We start from the raw sequence: 20526 nt of genomic DNA, 5'->3' as shown, positions 1-20526 counted from the left end.
GACCACCCGCTGGAACAGTTCCCACAACTCATCCGGCACCAGCCGCTCAACGATCGAGACCACGACCGGCAGCCTACAGAACCAAATGAGATGACGTCTAAGCCTTGAGTCCTCGGTCACCCCGTCTGAGACCATGGACGGGTGAAAGAGATTCGGCGCGGCACGCTTCAGGAGCAGACCTTCTACGAGCAGGTCGGCGGCGAGGAGACCTTCCGCCGCCTGGTGCACCGTTTCTACGAGGGCGTCGCCGAGGACCCGCTGCTGAAGCCCATGTACCCCGAGGAGGACCTGGGCCCTGCCGAGGAGCGCCTCACGCTGTTCCTGATCCAGTACTGGGGCGGGCCGACGACGTACAGCGAGAACCGCGGCCACCCGCGGCTGCGCATGCGGCACGCGCCCTTCGCCGTGGACCGGGCCGCGCACGACGCCTGGCTGAAGCACATGCGCGTCGCCGTCGAGGAGCTCGGCCTCTCCGAGGAGCACGAGCACACGCTGTGGAACTACCTGACGTACGCGGCGGCTTCGATGGTGAACACGGAGGGCTGAGTCCGTTGGGCTGAGCCCAGTGGGTTCGGTGGGCTGAGGCCAGTGGGTTCGATGAGCCGAGGCCGGCGAGGGCCGGCGGGATCAGCTCGTCGGGTCGACGCATGAGTTCCGGTGGCCGGATTCCGGTCGTACGGCGCCGGATTCCGATCACAATCCGGTCAAGCCCTGCCCACAAGCGCTTACCCGCGGCGCCCCTCCTCTGACAGCATCGCCCGCAGATCGAACGACGGCGGGGGGGCCGGGTGACGGGGTTCGTACTACTGCGTGCGCGGGCGCACCGCCTGCTGCTCGCTGCCGCGCTCCTCACGGTCCTGCTGACGACGTCCGTCCTCGCGACGCTCACGGCGTACTCCGGCGCGATCGGCGACGCGTCCCTGCGCCACTCGCTCCTGGACGAACACAACGCCGTCGACACCTCGCTGATCGTCAAGGCCGACATCTCCGCGCGGCAGCAGGGGGCCGCCGACAAAGCCGTACGCGAAGGGGCCCGGAAGACCTTCGCAGGGCTTCCGGTGACCCTGCGGACCCTGGTGCGCTCGGGCCCGTACGCGCTGCCGCGTTCGCTGCGGGGTCCCGGCGCGGCCTCCACGGGCGACCCCGATCTGACGCACTTCGCCGCGCTCGACCGCGGCCAGGTGCGGGTCACCGTGGGCCGGCTGCCACGGGCTCCGGGCGGCCCGGTCCTTGAGGTGGCGCTGCCCGAGACGGCCGCCGCGCGCCTCGGTCTGAAGCCCGGCGCGCGGCTCACGCTCGTCGACCGGCTCGACGGCCCGAAGGTGCGCGTCCTGATCACCGGCCTGTACCGGCCCACCCGGAACGCCTCCCCCTACTGGCAGTTGGACGAGCTGGGCGGCCGCGGGATCAACAAGGTCTCCTTCACGACGTACGGGCCGCTGCTCGCCGATCCCGCCGTGCTCGGCGGCAGGGGCGGCGGCGCAGGCGCCCGGGTGAGCGCCGGGGAGACCGGGTGGCTGGCGACCGCCGACTTCTCGGCGCTGAGCACCGGCCGGATCGGGGCGCTGCGGGACGCGGCCCGCACGGGCACCGCCTCCCTGCGCAAGGTGCCCGCACTGAGCGGGACCACGGCGGTGACGACCGCGCTGCCCGAGGTGCTGGACCGCGTGGAGCGTTCGCTGCTCGTCTCCCGTTCGACGCTGCTGATCGTCGCGCTGCAGCTCGGACTGCTCGCGGGGTACGCCCTGTTGCTCGTCGCCCGGCTGCTGAGCGCCGAACGCGCGGGCGAGACACGGGTGTTGAGGGCCCGGGGTGGTTCGCGCGGCCGGGTCGCCGGGTTCGCGGCGCTGGAGGCGCTGCTGCTCGCCATCCCCGCGGCGGCCTGCGCTCCGCTGCTCGCCGGCCCGCTGACCCGGGTGCTCGCCGGTCAGGGCGCGCTGGCGCGGATCGGGCTGCGGCTGGACTCCTCGGTGGGGCGCGGCGGCGTGTGGCTGGTCGCCGCGTGTGTGGCGTTGGGGTGCGCCCTCGCGGTGACGGTGCCTGCGCTGACGTCCTCCGACTCGGCTGAGGGGCGGGCCCGTTCGCTGCCCGCTCCGGTGCGCGCGGGCGCGGACGTCGGCCTGCTGGTGATCGCCGGCGTCGCGTACTGGCAGCTGAACCGGCGGGACTCCGGCACCGTGAGCGCCGACCTCTCCGGCACGCTCGGCATCGACCCGCTCCTCGTCTCGGCGCCCGCGCTGGCGCTGCTCGCCGGGACCGTGCTGACGCTGCGGCTGCTGCCGCCGGTGGCCCGGCTCGCCGAGCGGCGTGCGGCCAGTGGACGGGGGCTGCCCGCGGCGCTGGCGGGGTGGCAGTTCAGCCGCCGCCCGATGCGCGGCGCGGGCCCGGTACTGCTGCTGGTGCTGGCCGTCGCCCTGGGCATGCTCACCATCGGCCAGGGCGCGTCCTGGAACCGCTCGCAGGACGACCAGGCCGACTTCCGCGCCGGTACGTCGGTCCGCGTACTCCCCAACGGGGCAGGCGAGTTGGGCCAGTCCGGCGTCTTCGCCGCGGTCCCGGGCGTGCGCGAGGCCGCCCCCGCCGTCCGTACGACACTGCCGCTGTCCGGCGACCGGACGGCGACAGCGCTGGCGCTGGACACGGCGCACGCGGCGGACGGGGTGCTGCTGCGGGGCGACCTGGCCGACGGGCCCGTCCGGCCGCTGATTGCCGGGCTCGCCCCGAAGGGCGCCGCCATCGGCGCGGCTCTCCCGAAGAGCACCACACTTCTGCGCGCGACCCTGCGGATCCGCAGCGACGCCCCGCGGAGCGACACCGCGGGCATCGACGCCGACGCGGACGTCGCGGTCACGCTTCTGGACCGCTACGGCACGCCGTACCGCATCCCCGCCGGTCAACTCCCCCTCGACGGGCGGGCCCACACCCTCACCGTCGACCTCGCGAAGGCCGCCGACGCCCCCACGGGCCGCGCCGCCGAGCCGCTGACCTTCACCGGGATCCAGCTCGACGTGATGCAGCCCGTCGACAGTGCCGAGCAACAGCGGTTGTCCGTAGAACAGTTGAGCGCGGTCGGGACCGACGGATCCTCACGGAAGCTGCCGCTGCCGGGGACCTGGAAAGCGGCGTCCAGCGTCAACGCCACGTCGGGGTCGCCGTTCGCCGACAGCCGGCCCACCCGTCCGCGGGTGACGAACGCGCCGGAAGGGTCGCGCACGCCGCTCACCGTGACCTACGGCACCGGGTACGTCGCGCGCGACCAAGCCTGGGAGGCTGCGTCCTTGACGGTCCGTCTGCAGGTGGCCCAACCACCTGTGCCCGAGATCACCGCGATCGCGACCGACCGGTTCCTGACGTCGGCGGGAGCCCGGACCGGGCAGCGCGTGGACGTGCCGTTCGGCGGCTACCGGGTGACGGTCCGGATCACCCACAGCATCCGGGCACTTCCCACGACGGCGGGGACCGGGCAGGGGGACGGCGGGGCTCTGCTGGTCGATCTCCCGTCCGTGAACCGGGTGTTGGAGGCCCGCTACGGGGAGAGCGCCGCGCCCACGGAGTGGTGGCTGCGGGCGGCGCCGGGCGAGGCGGCACGGGTCGCGTCCGTCCTGCGGGCGCGGCCCGACATCGAACCCTCGCAGGTCGTGGTGCGCGACGAGATCGCCGACCGGCTTCGCGACGACCCGTTCGGGGCGGGTCCCGAGGCCGCGTTCGCCGCGGCGGCCCTGGTCGCGGCGGCGCTGGCCGCGGTCGGCTTCGCGGTGAGCACGGCGGGATCGCTGCGGGAGCGCGGCGCCGAGTTCGCGGTGCTGCGCGCGCTGGGCGCCCCCCGCCGCCAGCTGGCCCGGCTGATCGCCGCGGAACAGGCGGTGCTGGTGGCGCTGGCGCTGCTGGTGGGGGTCGCCCTGGGTGCGGTACTGACGCGTGCGGTCGTCCCCTTCATCGTCCTGACCTCCGACGCCACCCAGCCGACCCCGAAGGTCCTGGTCGAACTCCCCCTCTCCCAGGCCGCCTTGCTCCTGACGGCCGTGGCCCTGACCCCGCTCGCCGTGACGGCGTTCCTGGCCCTGCACCGCCCGGACCCGGCGAACTCGCTGCGAGCGGGGGGTGAGTGACATGACACCGGTCGCCCCGTGGGTTCGCACCCGGCTGCGCGCGGCCCCCGGCGCCGCGTTCGCCCTCACGCTGCTCGTGGCGTTGACCGCCGCACTGGCCGCCGCGTTTCCACGGGCCGTCGACCGGTATGAGGACGCCGGGCTGCGACAGGCCGTCGAGGAGGCCACACCTCGACGGACCACCGTGCAGCTGTGGGCTCCGGAACCCGGTCCCATCCTCCCGCAGCGGCAGCGAGAGCAGGCCCTGACGCCGGACATCCTCCGGGCGCAGTACGCGAAGGCGCTGAAGACCGCCGAACACCCCCTGACCCCCGACCGCGACCAGTCCTCGTACGGCGTCCGCAACACCGAGGCCCTGGCCGTGCCCGACCCTTGGCTGCCCCGGCCCAGCGGTCTGCCCGCACGCGTCGCGCTCGCCGCGCAGAACGGCCTCGCCGACCACGCCCGGCTCCGCGCGGGGCGCCTGCCGCGCGCGGCCGCGACGGCGACCGCGCAGACGGACCGGGTGGAAGCCGCCGTCACCGCCGAGACGGCCAAGGCCCTGAGGATCAGGGTCGGTTCGGTGATCCACGTGCCCGCCGCCAGGCATTCGTCTCTCGCCGTGACGGTCACCGGCATCCTCGATCCGCGCGAGCCCGAGGGCGCGTACTGGACGACTCAGCCGCTGCTGCGCAAGCCCTCCCTGGTCCGGGAGCCGGACCAGAACGGCGAGCCGGACACCTACTGGGAGGGCGCCCTGCTGCTGCCCCCGGCCGCGGCTCCTGCCATGCTCGGCACGGACGGACACCCCGTGCGCTACTGGCAGTTGGCCCCCGCGACCGCCGCCCTCACCGCGCACGACCTGTCCCGCCTGAACTCCGCGATCGCCGCTCTCGAAGCGGGTCCGGGGCTGGCGAAGGTCCGCGCGTTCACCGATCGCTCCGCGGACGCGAGCACCGACCTCGACGACGTCGTGACGGAGTACGCGCACCTGCGGTCCGGCATCGCCCCGCTGGTCGCCGTCGCCGCGTCCGGCACGGCCACGGTCGCCGCCGTCGTCCTGCTGATGGCGGGCGGCCTCGCCGCGGACCGCCGCCGCAGCGAACTCGCCCTGCTGCGCGCCCGCGGTGGTTCCCTGCGCGGCGTCACGGGCCGGCTGCTGGCCGAGACGTCGGTGCTCGCCGTCCCGGCGGGCGCCCTGGGCCTCGGCGCCGCGCTGCTCGCGGTCCCCGCCGGCCGCCGCACGTACGCGGTGGCGGCCGCCGTCGCCGTGACGGCCCTCGCCTGCGCCGCCCTGCCCGTGCGGGCCGCGGTCAAGCACCAGGTGGTCCAACTCCACGGTGCACGCGAGGACTTGACCGTCGTACGTCCTTCACGGCGCCGCACGGTCGCGGAGCTCACCCTGCTGGTGCTGGCGTCGGGAGCGGTGTTCGCGCTGCGCAGCCGTGGCACGGACACGCAGGACGGCAACGAATTCGTCGCGCTGGCCCCGGTGTTGGTGGGCATCATCGCCGCGCTGGTGCTGGTGCGGCTCTATCCGCTGCCGCTGCGTCGGCTCGCCCGACCGGCGGGCCGGCTGCGCGGCGCGGTCGGCCATCTGTCGCTGGCCCGCGCGGGCCGCACCTCCGTCTCCACCGTGCTGCCCCTCCTCGCCCTGCTCACCGCCCTGACCACCGCCGCGTTCGGCGGCTCGGTCCTCGCCGGCGTCGCCGACACCCGCGACCGCGCCGCCCTGCTCACCACGGGCGCCGACGCCCGCATCGAGGCGACCCGGCCCCTGCCGGACACGCTGGCGACGGAGATCCGGGACAGTGGCTCCGGGGTCCGCGAGGTCACACCGGTGAGCATCGCGTACCAGGCGAAGCCGGAGGACGGCGAGCAGACGGTGCCGCTCGCGGGAGCCGACCCGGAGGCGTACGCGCGACTGGCGGCGTCGACCGGGCTCGGCGCGTTCCCCGCGGCCGAGTTGAAGCACCCCGCCCACGCGCCGCTGCCCGCCCTCGCCTCCCCCGCCGTGGCCGACCGCTACGGCACGCGGCCCTTCCCGGTGCGCCTGGAGGACGGCAGCCACGTCACCGTACGGATCGCCCTCGTGCGCGGTCTCACCCCGGCGGTGTCCGGCACCGACTTCCTGGTCGTCGACCGCGCCGGCCTCGGCACCCGCCCCGCCCGCCCCACGGCGCTCCTCGTCACCGGCGATCACCTCGACGGGGGCGCCCTGCGCAGGGCCGCGGGCGCCGAGGCGGACGTACGCCTGCGGTCTCAGGCGCGGGCGGCTTACGTCGACTCGCCGCTCCAGTCCGGCGCCGAGCGCGTCTACGCGGCGGCCGTCGCCGCGGGCGCCGGGTACGCCGTACTCGCCCTGCTCCTCGCCCTGGTCCGCGCGGCCCCCGAACGCACCGCGCTGCTCGCCCGGCTGCGCACCATGGGCCTCACCCGCGCCCAGGGCCGCCGCCTCCTCGTCCTCGAAGCCCTCCCCCAGGCTCTGCTCGCCGCGGCAGGCGGTGCGCTGACCGGCTGGGCCGCCATCCGCCTCCTCTCCCCCGGCATCGACCTCACGACGATCGCCCTGGCAGCAGCCACGACCGACGCACCCCCGGGGTCCACCGAACTGCGCACGGACACCCTGTCCCTGCTGCTCCCCGCCCTCTCGGTACTCGTCCTCGCCACGGGCACAGCGGCAGGACAGGCGTGGTGGACGGGGAGACGGGGGTCGGTCAGGGAACTGAGAGCGGGGGATTCACGGTGAGGGGTGCGGGGCTGACGGGGGGCCGGAAGCCGCGCGGGTTCATGGGGGCGGCTGCGCGGTTGACGGGACCGGCGGGGCCGAAGGCACGGGGATTGGCCGTGCCGGGCGGGCAGTCGACGGGACTGGCGGAGCCGACGGAGTCGAGAGCCACGGTGACGGGCGCGCCGTTGATGGGACTGGCGGAGCCGGGAACATGCGGATCCGCCGTGCCGGGCCCGCACTCGACGGAACCGACCGCTCCCCCGGAACCGGCGGAGCCGACAGCCACGGTGACGGCCGCGCAGTCGACGGAAAGGGCCGAGCCAAGAACCCGGGGACTCGCGATGTCGAGTACGGCGGTTGCCATCTCACGATCACGACCTGCGGGAGTCACGTCATGACCGCCACGAACCCCACCTTCGCCGACCTGGCCGAGCGCGCCGCGGCGCACCGGGACCGCCCCGCCTACGGCCACGACGCCCTCATCACCTGCGACCGGCTGGTGCGGATCTTCTCGGCGGACGGTGTGGAGGTGCAGGCCCTCCAGGGACTCGATCTCCTGGTCCGGGAGGGTGAGTTGATGGCGCTGGTGGGCGCTTCGGGCAGCGGCAAGTCGACGCTGATGAACATCCTGGCCGGCCTGGACACCCCCACCGCGGGAGCGGCCCGGGTGGCGGGCCGCGACCTGCTGACCATGGGCGCGAAGGACCGCCTCCGCTACCGCCGCGAGGTCGTCGGCTTCGTCTGGCAGCAGACGGCCCGCAACCTCCTGCCCTATCTGACGGCCGCCCAGAACGTCGCCCTGCCGATGCAGCTGGCCGGCTCCCGGGGCCCCCGCGCCCGCCGCCGCGAGCAGGCCGAACGTTCCCTGGAACTCCTGGAGTTGATGGGCATCGCGGATTGCCGCAACCGGCGCCCGCACCAGCTGTCCGGCGGCCAGCAGCAGCGCGTCGCGATCGCCGTGGCACTCGCCAACGCCCCCGCCGTGCTCCTCGCCGACGAACCCACCGGCGAACTCGACTCCCACACCGCCGAGCACATCTTCGCCGCCTTCCGCACCGCGAACGAGCACCTCGGCACCACGATCGTGATCGTCACCCACGACCAGGCCGTCGCGGGCGAGGTCCGCCGTACGGTGGCGATCCGCGACGGCCGCACCTCCACGGAAGTCCTGCGCCGCACCGAGGTCGACGCCGCCACCGGCCAGGAGGCGGTGGTGTCCCGCGAGTACGCCATGCTCGACCGCGCGGGCCGTCTGCAGCTCCCCGCCGAGTACACCCGCGCCCTGGGCATGCGCGATCGGGTGGCCCTGGAACTGGAGGAGGACCACATCCAGGTGTGGCCCGACGCCACGGACTGAGCCCGGACGGACCGCGTCACGACGGGCGGAGGCGAGGTCGGCCCCTCCCCGCCCCCTGGGAGGTTCAGCGAACGCTGACGTCCAGCGCCCCAAGTCCCGCTCTGCGTACGGCGATCGACCCGTACGGCGTACGCAGCCGGAGCCATGCGCCCGACGAGTACAGCCCGACCGGGCTCTCGCCGGGTGCGAGGTGGTGGGCCCGGTCCGCGGGCCGCAGGAATCCCAGCGACTGCGCGGCATGCGCGGCCCGCACCGGAAGGCCGGTGTCACCGATGGTCCGGGACCAGATCTCCCGCCCGATCCGGTCGAGTTCGGCGCGAGTACGGCCTTCGGGGGCCAGCTCCTCGGTCCGGGACCGGAATTCGGCGACCGCCGCGGCGACCATCGCGCGGACCGCGTCCGGCGCGGGCAACCCGGTCACCTGCTGCCAGCCGCCGCGGGGCGGCAGGACACCGGCCCACGGAGGTCCGGTGACGGGCGACGGAACGATGAGCGTGGCCGCCGACTCGTCCATCGATTCAAGGAGTTCACCCGCGGAGACGGTGACGTCGAGCGTGACGTCGAGCCCGTCCTCGTACGGCTTGGCGAGCCGCGCCGTGCGGATGGCAAGGACCTCGAACGACGGCGGTCGCCCGAACACCGCGAGCGCGGTCCCGGACGCCTGGAGGCGTACGGCGGCGGCGCGGTCGTAGTGGATCAGCCGGCCCAGGAAGGCGGCGAGGTCCGCCGCCTCCCTTTCGTCGGCGAGGTGCAGCGCGGTCGCGCCGCGCACACCCTGCGTACCGGTCATGCCGCGACGGCCTCGTCGTCCTGGTCGTCCCGGTACTCCTCCAGGAAGTCGCGCTCCTCGGAGGTGATCCGGCGCGGCCGCTGCGCCTCGAAGTCGAACGGCACTATGACCGTCGAGGCGGTGACGTACACCTGGTCCGGGTCCTTCACCTCGTAGGTGATGGTGAAGGACGCGGCCCTGATCTGTGTGATCCACAGCTCGATGTCCACCGGCGCGTGCCGGTGGACCAACTGCCGCTTGTAGTCGATCTCATGGCGAGCCACCACGGACCCCTGCTGGAAATCCTTGTCCGGGCGGAACAGGAAGTCGATCCGCGCCTCCTCCAGATAGCGGAGGAAGACCACGTTGTTGACGTGGCCGTACGCGTCCATGTCCGCCCAGCGCAGCGGGCAGCGGTAGGTGTGCCGCAAGGTCAGCCCCGGGTCAGCTTCTTGTAGGTGGCACGGTGCGGGCGCGCCGCGTCGGCACCGAGTCGCTCGACCTTGTTCTTCTCGTACGACTCGAAGTTGCCCTCGAACCAGAACCACTTGGACTCACCCTCGTAGGCGAGGATGTGCGTGGCGACCCGGTCCAGGAACCAGCGGTCGTGGGAGACGACCACGGCGGCACCGGGGAACTCGAGCAGCGCGTTCTCGAGCGAGGACAGCGTCTCGACGTCCAGGTCGTTCGTCGGCTCGTCGAGGAGCAGCAGGTTGCCGCCCTGCTTGAGGGTGAGCGCGAGGTTGAGACGGTTGCGCTCACCGCCGGAGAGGACGCCGGCGGGCTTCTGCTGGTCCGGACCCTTGAACCCGAAGGCGGAGACGTAGGCCCGCGAGGGCATCTCCACCTGACCCACGTTGATGTAGTCGAGCTCGTCACTCACGACGGCCCACAGGGTCTTCTTCGGGTCGATGTTCTCGCGGCTCTGGTCGACGTACGAGATCTTGACGGTCTCGCCGACCTTGATCGAACCGGAGTCGGGCTCTTCCAGACCCTGGATCATCTTGAAGAGTGTGGTCTTGCCGGCGCCGTTCGGGCCGATCACCCCGACGATGCCGTTGCGCGGCAGCGTGAACGAGAGATCGTCGATGAGCACCTTGTCGCCGAAGGCCTTGGAGAGCTTGTCGACCTCGACGACGATGGAGCCCAGACGCGGGCCCGGCGGGATCTGGATCTCCTCGAAGTCCAGCTTCCGCATCTTGTCGGCCTCGGCAGCCATCTCCTCGTAACGGGCGAGGCGGGCCTTGGACTTGACCTGACGGCCCTTGGCGTTGGAGCGGACCCACTCCAGCTCTTCCTTGAGGCGCTTGGCGCGCTTCGCGTCCTTCTGGCCCTCGACCTTGAGGCGGGAGGCCTTCTTCTCCAGGTAGGTGGAGTAGTTGCCCTCGTAGGGGTGGGCGCGGCCGCGGTCCAGCTCCAGGATCCATTCCGCGACGTTGTCGAGGAAGTACCGGTCGTGGGTGACGGCGACGACGGTGCCGGGGTACTTCGCGAGGTGCTGCTCCAGCCACTGCACGGACTCGGCGTCCAGGTGGTTGGTGGGCTCGTCGAGAAGCAGCAGGTCGGGCGCTTCGAGGAGCAGCTTGCACAGCGCGACGCGGCGGCGCTCACCACCGGAGAGGTTGGTGACGGGCCAGTCGCCGGGAGGGCAGCCGAGGGCGTCCATGGCCTGCTCCAGCTGGGTGTCCAGGTCCCACGCGTTGGCGTGGTCCAGGTCCTCCTGAAGCTTGCCCATCTCGTCCATGAGCGCGTCGGAGTAGTCGGTCGCCATCAGCTCGGCGACCTCGTTGAACCGGTGCAGCTTGCCCATGATCTCGGCGGCGCCGTCCTGCACGTTCTGCAGCACGGTCTTGGACTCGTCGAGCGGCGGCTCCTGGAGGAGCATGCCGACCGTGTAGCCGGGGGACAGGAACGCGTCACCGTTGGACGGCTGCTCCAGCCCAGCCATGATCTTGAGAACGGTGGACTTACCAGCACCGTTCGGACCGACCACACCGATCTTGGCGCCCGGCATGAAGTTCAAGGTGACGTCGTCGAGGATCACCTTGTCGCCGTGCGCCTTGCGCGTCTTGCGCATGGTGTAAATGAACTCAGCCAAGAGAAACCGTCCGGACGCTTGAAATCGGCAGTGGGCAGATACACCCCATCTTGCCTGAGGTCCAGCCTTGGGTGGTAACCCATATGGCCGGGGAGCTCTGACCTGGGGTTTCGCGACTGGCGGCTGGGGGCCGACTGTCACTGACGGTCGTCGTCGAGGGGCCTCGGGGGGCGTCGGACGGCCCAGGGACGGCCCAGCGGTCGACCTGCGACCCCGGCTCGTCCTCACCTCCCATCGCTCCCCTCTTCCACTGTCAGTACGGGCAGCTACGGTGCGACCGCCATCGACGGCGAGGCCTTGGGGAGGAACTGTGGGAGCCAAGACGGGACTGCTCGTGTACGCCGACGGCGAGGTACCGCGCCTGCTGCGACAGGTGGGGACGGCGGACCTGGCACGGACGTCCGCCATGATGCGGCGGCTCTATCCGGGCTGGGAGATCGAACCGTGCGAGGGCACCGACCTCTCGGACGGCGTGTACCCGCCGAAAGGCACGGCCTACGCGGCCAGCTGGCCGGGCGTGGACGTCATAGGCGACCAGCGAGTGATGATCGACTTCCCCTCCCAGCTCCCGGAACACCTGGTCGCGGCGAGCGCCGGCCGACGGCTCGTCCTGCACGTGATGCACAGCGTCGTCGACTGGCTCGCGTTCGCCGTCTGGGAAAACGGCCACCTGCTGCGCTCCCTGAGCCTGTCACCGGACAGAGGCATCATCGAGAATTTCGGCGACCCGCTCGCCTTCGAGCTGCCTTACTGGGCCGGGGACCGTCCCGCCGACGTCATCCCATGGCCCGGTGAAGAAGAAAAGCCGTACCCGCTGCCCTTCCATCCCCTGGAACTCGGCGAAGACGCGCTGCGCGCACTCTGCGGGTTCGTCCAGGAGGGCGTCCCCGAGCCCGACGACCTCGATGCGGGCAGCATCGCCCTCCACGGCTTCCACGTACGGGACCCACACGCGCCTGACCCCGCAGAACAGGAAGCGCAGCTGCGCAGGGCCATGGAGGCTATGGGACCGCCGCGTTTCTTCTCACTGGGGCCGGACGGCTCGCTGGTCGAGCGCGACAGCTTGTAGCGCACTCGGCCTTTGATCTCCTGTGGCCCGTTGCCCCACCAACACGCTTTCCAACTGTGGTGGTGGGGCGGCGGGGTGCGTGCGGGGGCGTTCACCTGGGTTCATGGGCGGCCAGCCATCAGCGCTGGGACAGCATCGGGTCCCGCCTGAACGGCAGTGAACGTAGCTGAATGAGACGGAAATTGAGACGGATGGGTGACGACTGTTCAGGCTGTTCGTGTCGCTCGGTGTTGCCTGTTCCTTGGCTAGCGGACCATCGGCCCGCCTCACACGACCGGCGAGTACAGGGCGACCATGTTCCCCTCGCTATCACGGAAGCAGGCCCCGCGAGCCCCCCGTGCACCCGCGCCTGGGTAGTTCTTGCCAACCTCGAAGATCTCGTTGGTCGTCCGCGCTCCACCGAGCGGCGCCGACATCTCAACTTCTTCGAACACCGCCCCGCGTCCCTTTAGCTGTGAAACGACGGGCTCGATGTCGTCGACTTCCCACGCCATTAGTGGGAACTTGCCCCGGGAGACTCCCTCAGACTGGACTAGTAGGAACTCTACGCCGCCGCACCGGTACAACAACCCATCGGGTCGTGCATCGACGGGCTCAAGATCGAGTTGCTTCGAGTAGAAACGCTGCGCCCGGACTAGATCCTGGGCAGGAAGTCTGATCGTTAGGCGTGCCCGAGCTAGAACCTTTTTGTCATCTAGAGAGGAATCTTCCAGATTCCCGCTCTTCGGGCGGCGTCGAATTCCTGCATTCCGCTCCAAGATTGGCTTAGCGGTCTCGTACGCCCTCCGGAAATCGCTCGCTTTATACCCGTTGAGAAAAGCGTTGAGGCGCGGAAACTCTGAACTATTATTCAATTTTTGCCAAGCGGGTAGCGGGCGGGTCAGACTATCCGGTATCAGGGGCGATATGTCCGCGCCTCCCTGAATCAAGGTCTTGAGTTTGTATGTTAAGTATTCCTCGTCGAGTCGTTGCTGTCGGGCCACGGGCAAGTAGTTACCCTCGTACTCCTTAACCAGATACTTCAAATCCTTGCGCATGCGTCCCAGGGCGACCCTGAGTGACATGTCTTCATGTACCTGGGGAGAAGACATGATGCGACGTAATACTTCTCGCACCTCGCTGACATGCTGAACCTGGTCAGAATACGTTTTTGCGGTGGCGTGCGCCGATAACATGCGGACAGCTAGCTGAACTTTGTCATGTGCCGTAATCAAATCTTGCAACAATTCCGCCCAGGCTTCTCGCTGAGCGCGAGCAAGGTCGGCCTGGCGAAGTGCTGAACTCACCACGCCCGTGCCAGCAAATACTGAAGCGAGTTGCAATAGCCACTTACCTAATTCCGTCGGAGTGTCACTCGGTTGTCCAATATTTAGTAAAGAAATACCTAGTGTGGCTGAAGCAAGAGCCAACACGCCCAGAGCGACTGCCAGTTTCCCCAACCCTGATGTTTGTTGCGCTGTCCGGCTGCTCATGCCGCCAGCGTGTCACTGAATCGATAATCCGTCCAGTCGAAGCATTGATAAGTTTTGAGGCGTCAGATGCACTGTGGAACGATTGAGGAATTTGTGTAGAGCATTGAATCGGTGTGTTGTCTGGGGAAGATAAGCGTGCGATCAATAGGATGACCCAGAAGAAAATATTCCCACGACCTCGACCACGCGGCCGGTCTCGCTCCGCGACCCGAGCGAGACGATGCGACCTGAGCTTGGGAAGCTTGGGTTCTCTGAGCGTGCCAGTGCAGCTGAGCTGCGGCGGGAGCGAGTCGACGCTTGGTGGGCGGTTCGTTGACTCCCTGGTGTTCCCCGTGGTTCCCCGCACGATCTGGCACGTGTCTGGCACGGACCAGGCCCTGTCACCCCTCTCGGTCGTGATTTCCGACCCACTTGCCGATCAGCAAGACCAAGATCGTGACTACGGCCAGACCTACGAAGATCACTGCTGCCCGAAGCTCGATCAGGGCCAACGCGATCACGATTCCCAACGCCAATACCCCACCGAGCGCAGCTCTGGGCCGTGCTCGATGGGTTCGGTGCGTCTCGCGCCAGGGGCGTTCCTCGTGATACGCCATCGGAGCCTCCTCACGGCTATCCCCACTACCAGGCTGCTCCGCGACGAGGCCTCGCGCATTTCCGCGTCAGGCTTGGTCTGTTGCATCCAGGCCTCGGCCGCCGCCGGTGTGGCGCGGCTTGAGCGCTCGACCTCTTCGTCCCGAAGCAACTCGGACAGGGTGCCGACCTTGGGCCAGTGCGCATCTGACCTACTGCGACGGTCCGTGAGTGTCCGTGCTCGTCCGCCGCTGTCTGTCCGCGTTGTCACGCAGTTAGACACTCAAACCTGCGGCCCACGTCGAGTACCAGTGCTCAGATCGGCGTCGTGCAGCGCAGCGAGTTCCTTCAGGTCGTTCGTGACCATGACCTGAGCGAGACGACCCGCGACGGCCACGACCGTTGGCCAAGAGGGTGCCCGTAAGTACTCGTATCCCCGCAGCGCCTCTGTCAATGAGCACGGTGAGTGCCACTCCAGCTCGAAGGAGCACCAGGGCTCCGGCGTGGCTCCCAGCAGAGGCGACGATCATGGATCCGGCCGCGGTGTGAGGCCGCGCGGAGTCGCGAAGGGGCGCGCGCCTTGCCTGCGTCGTGTGCTCGGCGCACGCTGGTCGTATGGGTGCTCACGACGGTGGCCCTACGCTCATCACTTCCGTGCAGCGGGCCCTCCGACTGCTGGAGGCGGTGAGCACGCACGAGAACGGCGCGCCGGCGAAGCAACTGGCACGTGAGACGGGACTCCCCCTGGCCACCGCCTATCACCTGCTGCGGACGCTGGTCCACGACGGATACGTACGGAAGCTGGACGACGGCGGGTTCGTCCTGGGCGACAAGCTGCAGATGCTGCACACCACGGGCCGCGGGCAGGTGTTGCTCAGCCGTGTCCGTCCCACACTCGCCGCTCTGCGGGACGAGCTCGCGACCGCCGCCTACCTCACCTTCTACGAGGAAGGCGAGATCCGGGTCGCCGAGATCGTCGACGGCCCCCAGGCGCCCCGTGTCGACCTCTGGGTGGGATTCGAGGACGCGGGGCACGCCACCGCGTTGGGCAAGTCCGTGCTGCGAGAACTGGATGACGCCTCCCGCAAGGACTACCTCTCCCGGCACCCCCTCGCCGACCTCACACCACGTACCATCACCAGCTCTCCGGAGCTGCTCCGGAGACTCGACTCCTCACCCGTGGCCCCGGCCGTCACGGACCTGGAGGAGTATGCCCTCGGTACGGTCTGTGTCGCCGTGCCCGTCTACAGCGGGGACACACTCGGCTCGCTCGGCGTCTCACTGCAGGCGGACCGGCTCTCTCGACTCGAGGAGATCCTGGAGCGGCTGATCCCGACCGCGAGTCGCGTGACCAGGGGCCTCTCGCTCACTATCTGAAAATCCTCTCCTTGTGGCGCCCGGGCCGAACCTCTTTCCTGGATGAAAGAGACATTTCAGGAGTGCCCCCGCGCACAGGTGAGGACTACGGACGAAGCATGAGTCAGGCCCGAGACCATGCCGGCGACCACTGGCTGATACGGCCGTTCAGGAACCGAGTGGCCGATCCCGGGTCGGCGGCCCGGAGACGTGCCGCCGCACAGTTGGCCGCCCGTACACCCGTACTGCCCGTGCTGATCGTCTCCGTCGTCGTGCTCGTCGACGTCGCGTGCGGAGCAGGGACGATCTGGCTGCCGCTGCTCGCGGCCGGGCCCGCGCTGGCCGCCACCACCGGCGGGCCGCGCGGAGTCCTCTGTGTCGGCCTTCTCGCCGCGGTGCTGGGCGCGACGCTTGGAACCCGGGACGGGGTTCCGGGACATGAGCTGACGGCCGTACTGTCCGCCCTGGCGGCCGTCACGCTGGCAAGTGGCCTCGCCAGCGCGCTGCGCGGGCGTCGTGAACGGGTGCTCGCGGCCGTCCGCTCGGTCGCGGAGGCCGCCCAGCATGCGCTCCTCAAGCCCGTACCGGCGGCTGTCGGCCCGTTCCAGGTGGCCGTCCGCTACAGCGCCGCGGCGGCGGAGGCCCGTATCGGCGGGGATCTATACGCGCTGGTGCCCACCCCGTACGGGGTCAGGCTGATCGTCGGCGATGTGCGCGGCAAGGGGCTGCCGGCCGTGGGGACCGCCGCACTCGTACTCGGTGTCTTCCGTGAGGCCGCCTACGACGAGCCCGATCTCCTCGCCGTCGTCGGCAGGATCGAGCGGAGCCTGGCGCGCAACCTCGGTTGCGACGACTTCGTCACCGCCGTGGTCGCCGGGTACCCGCAGGCAGGCCATCTGGAGGTGGTCAACTGTGGACACGCGCCTCCGCTGCTGGTGCGCGAATCCGGCACCGTCGTGACGGTAGAGCCTGCCCATCCGGCCCCGCCCCTCGGGCTGCGCGCCCTCACGGACGAGACCCCCAGCCTACAGGTGCTGCCTTTCGCCGACGGGGATCAACTGCTGCTCTACACCGATGGGGTTACCGAGGCCCGCAACCACCGCCGTGAGTTCTACCCGCTCGCCGAAGGGCTGGCCCGCCACTTGTCCGACGAACCGGCCGGCACCCTCACCGCGCTCCATGACGAACTGCTGGCGCATGTGGGCGGCCGACTGCACGACGACGCGGCGCTGCTCCTGCTCCGCAAGCCGGCTGTTCCCGAAGCGACCACTCCCACAACCGAAGCCGCCGTTCCCGAAGCGGCGTCGGACGCCGGTCGCGGCAGCGGCTCACGCTCCGTCTCGTCCCGATGCCGGTCCTCTGCCGCGGGCGCGGGCGACGGAAGCGAGGCTGCCGAGAAGCCCGAAGGAGCGGCGGACCCAGGTATCCCCTTCGCCGCCTTCTCGGGACCTGGCGATTTAGAAACCCCAGGTCAGCGGCTTAATGTGTTGTGCCCCCGGCAGGATTGGAACCTGCGACACCCGCTTTAGGAGTTCGATCCACCATGCCGTGGGAGCTTCAATCGTTCTAGACACAGAGGCCGTCGGAGATCGCAAGAGTCCACCCGTGTTCGCCATCGTTGATGTCAGGTATGGATGTCACTGGCCGAACACCTAAGCCTGGATGGGAGCGACCGTCACATCAAACACTTCGGGGTGCGCCAGCGCCATCATCAGCTCATACGGGATCGCCCGCGGTAGAGGCCACTTGATCGGCTCGGCCGACGGCCACATCGGGCGCAACGAGGGCAAGGCTCCGTACGGAGCGAGCCTGGAGCCGTGGGCGACATCAGGCGCGCGGATGATCTGCACGACCATGCAGCCGATCTTGAGGGTGCTGATCCAGGCCACACCACCCAGCTGGGACGTCCCGTAGCCCTGACACAGGGTGTCCACAAGAGGCACGTTGTCGTCAGGCGGGTAGTTCATGAAACCGAGGCGACCGAGCATCGAGGTAGTGGGTTCATGGACCTCATAAACACCGCGAAGTCACTCTCCGGGATCACGTTACGCACTGCAGAATGATGCGTGTGCTGAAACATGAGCATGGTCTTTGGAGACCATGACGACAGGGAGCGCTGGGCTCCGGCGTCGATGCTGCACGGGGTTCCCCGGATCAGGGCAGGTAGAAAGCCCCTGACGTCCTCCTCCAACTGGTTCATCCAGCCGCTGTTGCAGCTGGAGCAGACGACCTTGACTTGGTCATTCAGTGGGGGAGCGTCGTGATGTCGAACTGTGTCCATGCTCAGCCGAACGTACCGGTGGCGCCGAACTGTTGGGTCGAGCGCGACTTTGAGCCAGCGGGGGAGAACGTGCTCCTTCGTCAGAGGAGTGCCTCCACAGAAGATGCAGACCTTGGCCATGCACAGACCATAGAGGCCGCAGATCGGCGCAATGTTGGAATTTTGAGTCCGGCGGCTGCACTGAGCCATGGGGCAGTATGCGTGGAGAGCGAGCGAGATGATCTGGCATCAGGCAGAAACACTCCGTCTTGCCTGAGGTCCAGCCTCGGGTGGTAACCCATATGGCCGGGGAGCTGTGACCTGGGGTTTCGCGACTGGCGGCTGGGGGTCGACTGTCACTGACGGTCGTCGCTGAGTGACCTCGGGGGACGTCGGACGGCCCAGCGCAGCGTGTGGTCTCGACTTCCTCCGCCCGGAAGCGCAGCTACGAAGGGCCAGGGAGGCCATAGGAGTCTGCTGTTTGGGGAGTCGGCGAAGAGCCACCGATGAGTTTCGCCGGGCGGGCCGGTCTACCAGGACGTACGCCATCGACCCACTGACCGGAGGCCCACCATGACCACTCCCGCGCACGCCGGCCGCATGCTGTTCCTGAACATTCCCGTAGCGGACCTGGAGCGCAGCAAGTCGTTCTTCGCCCAGCTCGGATTCGGCTTCAACCCGAAGTTCACCGACGAGACCGCCGCCTGCATGCTGGTCGGCGAGCACGCCTTCGTCATGCTGCTCAGCCGCGAGAAGTTCGCGGAGTTCGCGAAACTGCCGATGGCCGATCCCACCACGCACACGCTGGCGCTCTACTGCTTCAGCGTGTCATCCCGCGACGAGGTCGACGCGGTCAGCGCCGCCGCACTCGCGGCGGGCGGCTCCGAGGCGGACGGTGCCGAGGACTACGGCTTCATGTACTCACGCAGCTTCTTCGACCTCGACGGCCACGGCTGGCAGGTCATGTGGATGGACCCGGCGGCGGTGGAGCAGGGCCCCGAGGCGTTCGCGGCCTCCGTGCAGGACACCGACGCAACGGCCTGACCGACCAGGGCACCGTCGGTCATGCGGCGGACCCTAAAGGACCGACCTCTTCGTAGATCCTCATGATCCTTCCGTATCGGAGCGGCCCCTTCGAGGGAAGGTCAGTCGCCGTTCGAGCCGCTCCCGATGAGCTGTGGCCGGGGACCGGCCAGGGAGGCCGTCAAGGAGTCGGGGGACGCGAACCGGCGGCGGCCCTGCCGGCCCAACGGACTCGTCTGTCTGGAGGGGAACGGCATGGCTGCGCGAACCGGCCTGTTCGAAGGTGGGCTGCTCGAAGGGAAGACCGTCCTGGTCACGGGCGTCCTCACGGACCGCTCGATCGCGTTTCACGTGGCCCGCACCGCGCAGGAGCAGGGAGCCGAGGTGGTCCTCACGGGCTACGGCCGACTGTCCCTGGTGGAGCGGATCGCGCGGCGGCTGCCGCGGCCCGCCCCGGTCCTCGAACTGGACGTCACCGACGACGACCACCTGGCCACCCTGGAGAACCGGCTCCGGGAGCATGTCGACCGTATCGACGGCGTACTCCACGCGGTGGCCTTCGCACCGCCGGGAGCGCTGGGCGGCAACTTCCTGAGCACGTCGCGAAGCGAGGCCGCGCACGCGTTCGAGGTGTCCGCGGTCTCCCTCCAGGCCCTGACCGCCGCTCTGCTGCCCCTCATGCCGAGGGGAGCGTCGGTGGTCGGCCTGGACTTCGACGCCCGTCAGGTGTGGGCGGGCTACGACTGGATGGGCGTCGCGAAGGCGGGCCTGGAGTCCTGCGCACGGTATCTCGCGGCCTATCTCGGGGTGCGGGGCATCCGGGTCAACCTCGTCGCCGCGGGCCCGCTGCACACCCCTGCGGGCCGCGCGAGCTACGGGCCGTCCGCGGACCCGGCCGAAGCCGCGGCGGAGTGGGACGCACGGGCGCCCCTGGGCTGGCAGCCCACGGACTTCACGCCGGTGAGCAAGGCCTGTGTGGCTCTGCTGTCGGACTGGTTCCCGTCGACCACCGGCGAGATCGTGCACGTCGACGGCGGATCGCATGCGGTCGGGGACGGGGTCGTACGCGCCGCGGCCGGCCGGGTGCACGCGCGCGTGGGCGGGGGCCGAGATGGCCACTGACCTCCCCGGAGCAGCACCCCACACGCCCCACACACCTCACGTGTCTCATCTGCCTCACACGCTCGACACCAAGATCCCCACCGCACCGAGCCCGCCGGACCCGGCCGCCCTGGACCCGGCGGACCCGGCGGACCCGGCCGACCCAGCCGACCTGGCCCAGGCCGACCCAGCCGTCCTGGGCCCGGTCGAAATAACCCGGGACCGCATCCGCGAGTTCGCCGACGCGATAGGCGATCCGAACCCCGCGTACCGCGTACCGGCGGCGGCGCGCGCACTGGGCCACCCGGACGTGATCGCGCCGCCCACCTTCGCCGTACGCCTGGCGGGCCAGGCGGAGGCGAACGTCCTGAGGCAGCGCCGAAGCGACGCCGCATACGACTACACGGCGGCCATTCACCTCTCCCAGGACTTCCGGCACTTCCGCCCGATCCGACACGGGGACGTGCTCACCGCCCGGGCCCGGATCCTCCAGGAACAGCCGGCCATGAACGGCAGCCTGCTGTCGATGGAGGTGGCGATCGCGACTCAGGACGGTGAGCCCGTCACCCGGTCGGTCAGCCGATTCCTGTCGCGGGGGGGGGGGGGGGGGGGAGGGGGGGGGGGGGGGG

Annotated in this window: 15 protein-coding genes and 1 pseudogene; 10 read left to right on the top strand and 6 right to left on the bottom strand. The window is 70.0% G+C overall.

The genetic code is table 11. From position 1 onward, the window contains the following. Positions 1 to 141 precede the first annotated feature (141 nt). From ACN6LB_RS07600 to ACN6LB_RS07590, 3 genes are all read left to right on the top strand, one after another. Positions 142 to 546 carry a globin gene (locus ACN6LB_RS07600; protein ID WP_445025099.1) on the top strand — a complete coding sequence of 135 codons (405 nt, stop codon included), beginning with the start codon at positions 142 to 144 and terminating at the stop codon, positions 544 to 546. Positions 547 to 788: 242 nt separating this feature from the next. Continuing rightward, positions 789 to 4109, top strand: a complete 3321-nt coding sequence (locus tag ACN6LB_RS07595) for an FtsX-like permease family protein (RefSeq protein ID WP_445025098.1) — start codon at positions 789 to 791, stop codon at positions 4107 to 4109. Position 4110: 1 nt separating this feature from the next. Further along, entirely contained in the window at positions 4111 to 6837 is a 2727-nt protein-coding gene (locus tag ACN6LB_RS07590) for an FtsX-like permease family protein (protein ID WP_445025097.1), read from the top strand. On the opposite strand, the gene ACN6LB_RS07585 is transcribed toward ACN6LB_RS07590, so the two are convergent. Continuing rightward, the gene (locus ACN6LB_RS07585) at positions 6806 to 7183 is read right to left on the bottom strand and encodes a hypothetical protein (protein ID WP_445025096.1); all 378 of its coding nucleotides are present in this window, start codon (positions 7181 to 7183) and stop codon (positions 6806 to 6808) included. The two genes, ACN6LB_RS07590 and ACN6LB_RS07585, sit on opposite strands and share 32 nt — an antisense overlap. Before the next feature lie 30 nt (positions 7184 to 7213). Between ACN6LB_RS07585 and ACN6LB_RS07580 the strand changes: the two genes are divergently transcribed. Further along, positions 7214 to 8176 (top strand): ABC transporter ATP-binding protein, encoded by a 963-nt coding sequence (locus tag ACN6LB_RS07580; RefSeq protein WP_445025095.1) that lies wholly within the window; start codon positions 7214 to 7216, stop codon positions 8174 to 8176. A gap of 64 nt (positions 8177 to 8240) precedes the next feature. Here the strand turns inward: ACN6LB_RS07580 and ACN6LB_RS07575 are convergent, their stop codons facing one another. Genes ACN6LB_RS07575 through ettA form a run of 3 tightly spaced genes read right to left on the bottom strand, consistent with a single transcriptional unit; the run spans position 8241 to position 11043 of the window. Next, on the bottom strand, positions 8241 to 8966 hold the full coding sequence (locus ACN6LB_RS07575) for a hypothetical protein (RefSeq protein WP_356133093.1): 726 nt from the start codon (positions 8964 to 8966) through the stop codon (positions 8241 to 8243). Next, positions 8963 to 9376 (bottom strand): acyl-CoA thioesterase, encoded by a 414-nt coding sequence (locus ACN6LB_RS07570; protein WP_356133091.1) that lies wholly within the window; start codon positions 9374 to 9376, stop codon positions 8963 to 8965. Before ACN6LB_RS07570 ends, ACN6LB_RS07575 begins: the two co-directional genes overlap by 4 nt. Before the next feature lie 2 nt (positions 9377 to 9378). Then, positions 9379 to 11043, bottom strand: a complete 1665-nt coding sequence (gene ettA / locus ACN6LB_RS07565) for an energy-dependent translational throttle protein EttA (RefSeq protein ID WP_356133089.1) — start codon at positions 11041 to 11043, stop codon at positions 9379 to 9381. A 310-nt stretch (positions 11044 to 11353) separates the two neighbouring features. On the opposite strand from ettA, the gene ACN6LB_RS07560 reads away from it, so the two are divergent. Continuing rightward, the gene (locus ACN6LB_RS07560; protein ID WP_445025094.1) at positions 11354 to 12112 is read left to right on the top strand and encodes a DUF6928 family protein; all 759 of its coding nucleotides are present in this window, start codon (positions 11354 to 11356) and stop codon (positions 12110 to 12112) included. Positions 12113 to 12378: 266 nt separating this feature from the next. Here the strand turns inward: ACN6LB_RS07560 and ACN6LB_RS07555 are convergent, their stop codons facing one another. Next, the gene (locus tag ACN6LB_RS07555; RefSeq protein ID WP_445025093.1) at positions 12379 to 13584 is read right to left on the bottom strand and encodes a VOC family protein; all 1206 of its coding nucleotides are present in this window, start codon (positions 13582 to 13584) and stop codon (positions 12379 to 12381) included. Between the two features lie 1188 nt (positions 13585 to 14772). Between ACN6LB_RS07555 and ACN6LB_RS07550 the strand changes: the two genes are divergently transcribed. Further along, entirely contained in the window at positions 14773 to 15534 is a 762-nt protein-coding gene (locus ACN6LB_RS07550; RefSeq protein WP_445025092.1) for an IclR family transcriptional regulator, read from the top strand. A 98-nt stretch (positions 15535 to 15632) separates the two neighbouring features. After that, positions 15633 to 16790, top strand: a pseudogene (locus tag ACN6LB_RS07545) (PP2C family protein-serine/threonine phosphatase); the annotation flags it as partial. A 375-nt stretch (positions 16791 to 17165) separates the two neighbouring features. Here the strand turns inward: ACN6LB_RS07545 and ACN6LB_RS07540 are convergent. Continuing rightward, positions 17166 to 17480, bottom strand: coding sequence for a hypothetical protein (locus tag ACN6LB_RS07540; protein WP_445025091.1), 315 nt, complete (start codon positions 17478 to 17480; stop codon positions 17166 to 17168). A gap of 866 nt (positions 17481 to 18346) precedes the next feature. Here ACN6LB_RS07540 and ACN6LB_RS07535 point away from each other — a divergent pair. The 3 genes from ACN6LB_RS07535 to ACN6LB_RS07525 all read left to right on the top strand — a co-directional run. Continuing rightward, entirely contained in the window at positions 18347 to 18817 is a 471-nt protein-coding gene (locus ACN6LB_RS07535; RefSeq protein WP_445025090.1) for a VOC family protein, read from the top strand. A 234-nt stretch (positions 18818 to 19051) separates the two neighbouring features. Then, a complete protein-coding gene (fabI, locus tag ACN6LB_RS07530; RefSeq protein ID WP_445025089.1) occupies positions 19052 to 19918 on the top strand; it encodes an enoyl-ACP reductase FabI in 867 nt (288 codons plus the stop codon). A gap of 40 nt (positions 19919 to 19958) precedes the next feature. Then, positions 19959 to 20526: FAS1-like dehydratase domain-containing protein (locus ACN6LB_RS07525; RefSeq protein WP_445025088.1), on the top strand; the 568-nt coding region annotated here is incomplete at its 3' end.

It is taken from the genome of Streptomyces sp. SAS_270 (assembly GCF_052543295.1).
Note: the sequence above shows the minus strand (reverse complement) of the source record. Positions and strands in the feature narration are given on the sequence as shown.

Excerpts from the sequence above, each read along its gene's own strand:
- ACN6LB_RS07590 (WP_445025097.1), top strand. The coding sequence starts at position 4,111 with ATGACACCGGTCGCCCCGTGGGTTCGCACCCGGCTGCGCGCGGCCCCC.
- ACN6LB_RS07585 (WP_445025096.1), bottom strand. The coding sequence starts at position 7,183 with ATGGCAACCGCCGTACTCGACATCGCGAGTCCCCGGGTTCTTGGCTCG.
- ACN6LB_RS07580 (WP_445025095.1), top strand. The coding sequence starts at position 7,214 with ATGACCGCCACGAACCCCACCTTCGCCGACCTGGCCGAGCGCGCCGCG.
- ACN6LB_RS07575 (WP_356133093.1), bottom strand. The coding sequence starts at position 8,966 with ATGACCGGTACGCAGGGTGTGCGCGGCGCGACCGCGCTGCACCTCGCC.
- ACN6LB_RS07555 (WP_445025093.1), bottom strand. The coding sequence starts at position 13,584 with ATGAGCAGCCGGACAGCGCAACAAACATCAGGGTTGGGGAAACTGGCA.
- ACN6LB_RS07550 (WP_445025092.1), top strand. The coding sequence starts at position 14,773 with ATGGGTGCTCACGACGGTGGCCCTACGCTCATCACTTCCGTGCAGCGG.
- ACN6LB_RS07540 (WP_445025091.1), bottom strand. The coding sequence starts at position 17,480 with ATGAACTACCCGCCTGACGACAACGTGCCTCTTGTGGACACCCTGTGT.
- ACN6LB_RS07535 (WP_445025090.1), top strand. The coding sequence starts at position 18,347 with ATGACCACTCCCGCGCACGCCGGCCGCATGCTGTTCCTGAACATTCCC.
- fabI (WP_445025089.1), top strand. The coding sequence starts at position 19,052 with ATGGCTGCGCGAACCGGCCTGTTCGAAGGTGGGCTGCTCGAAGGGAAG.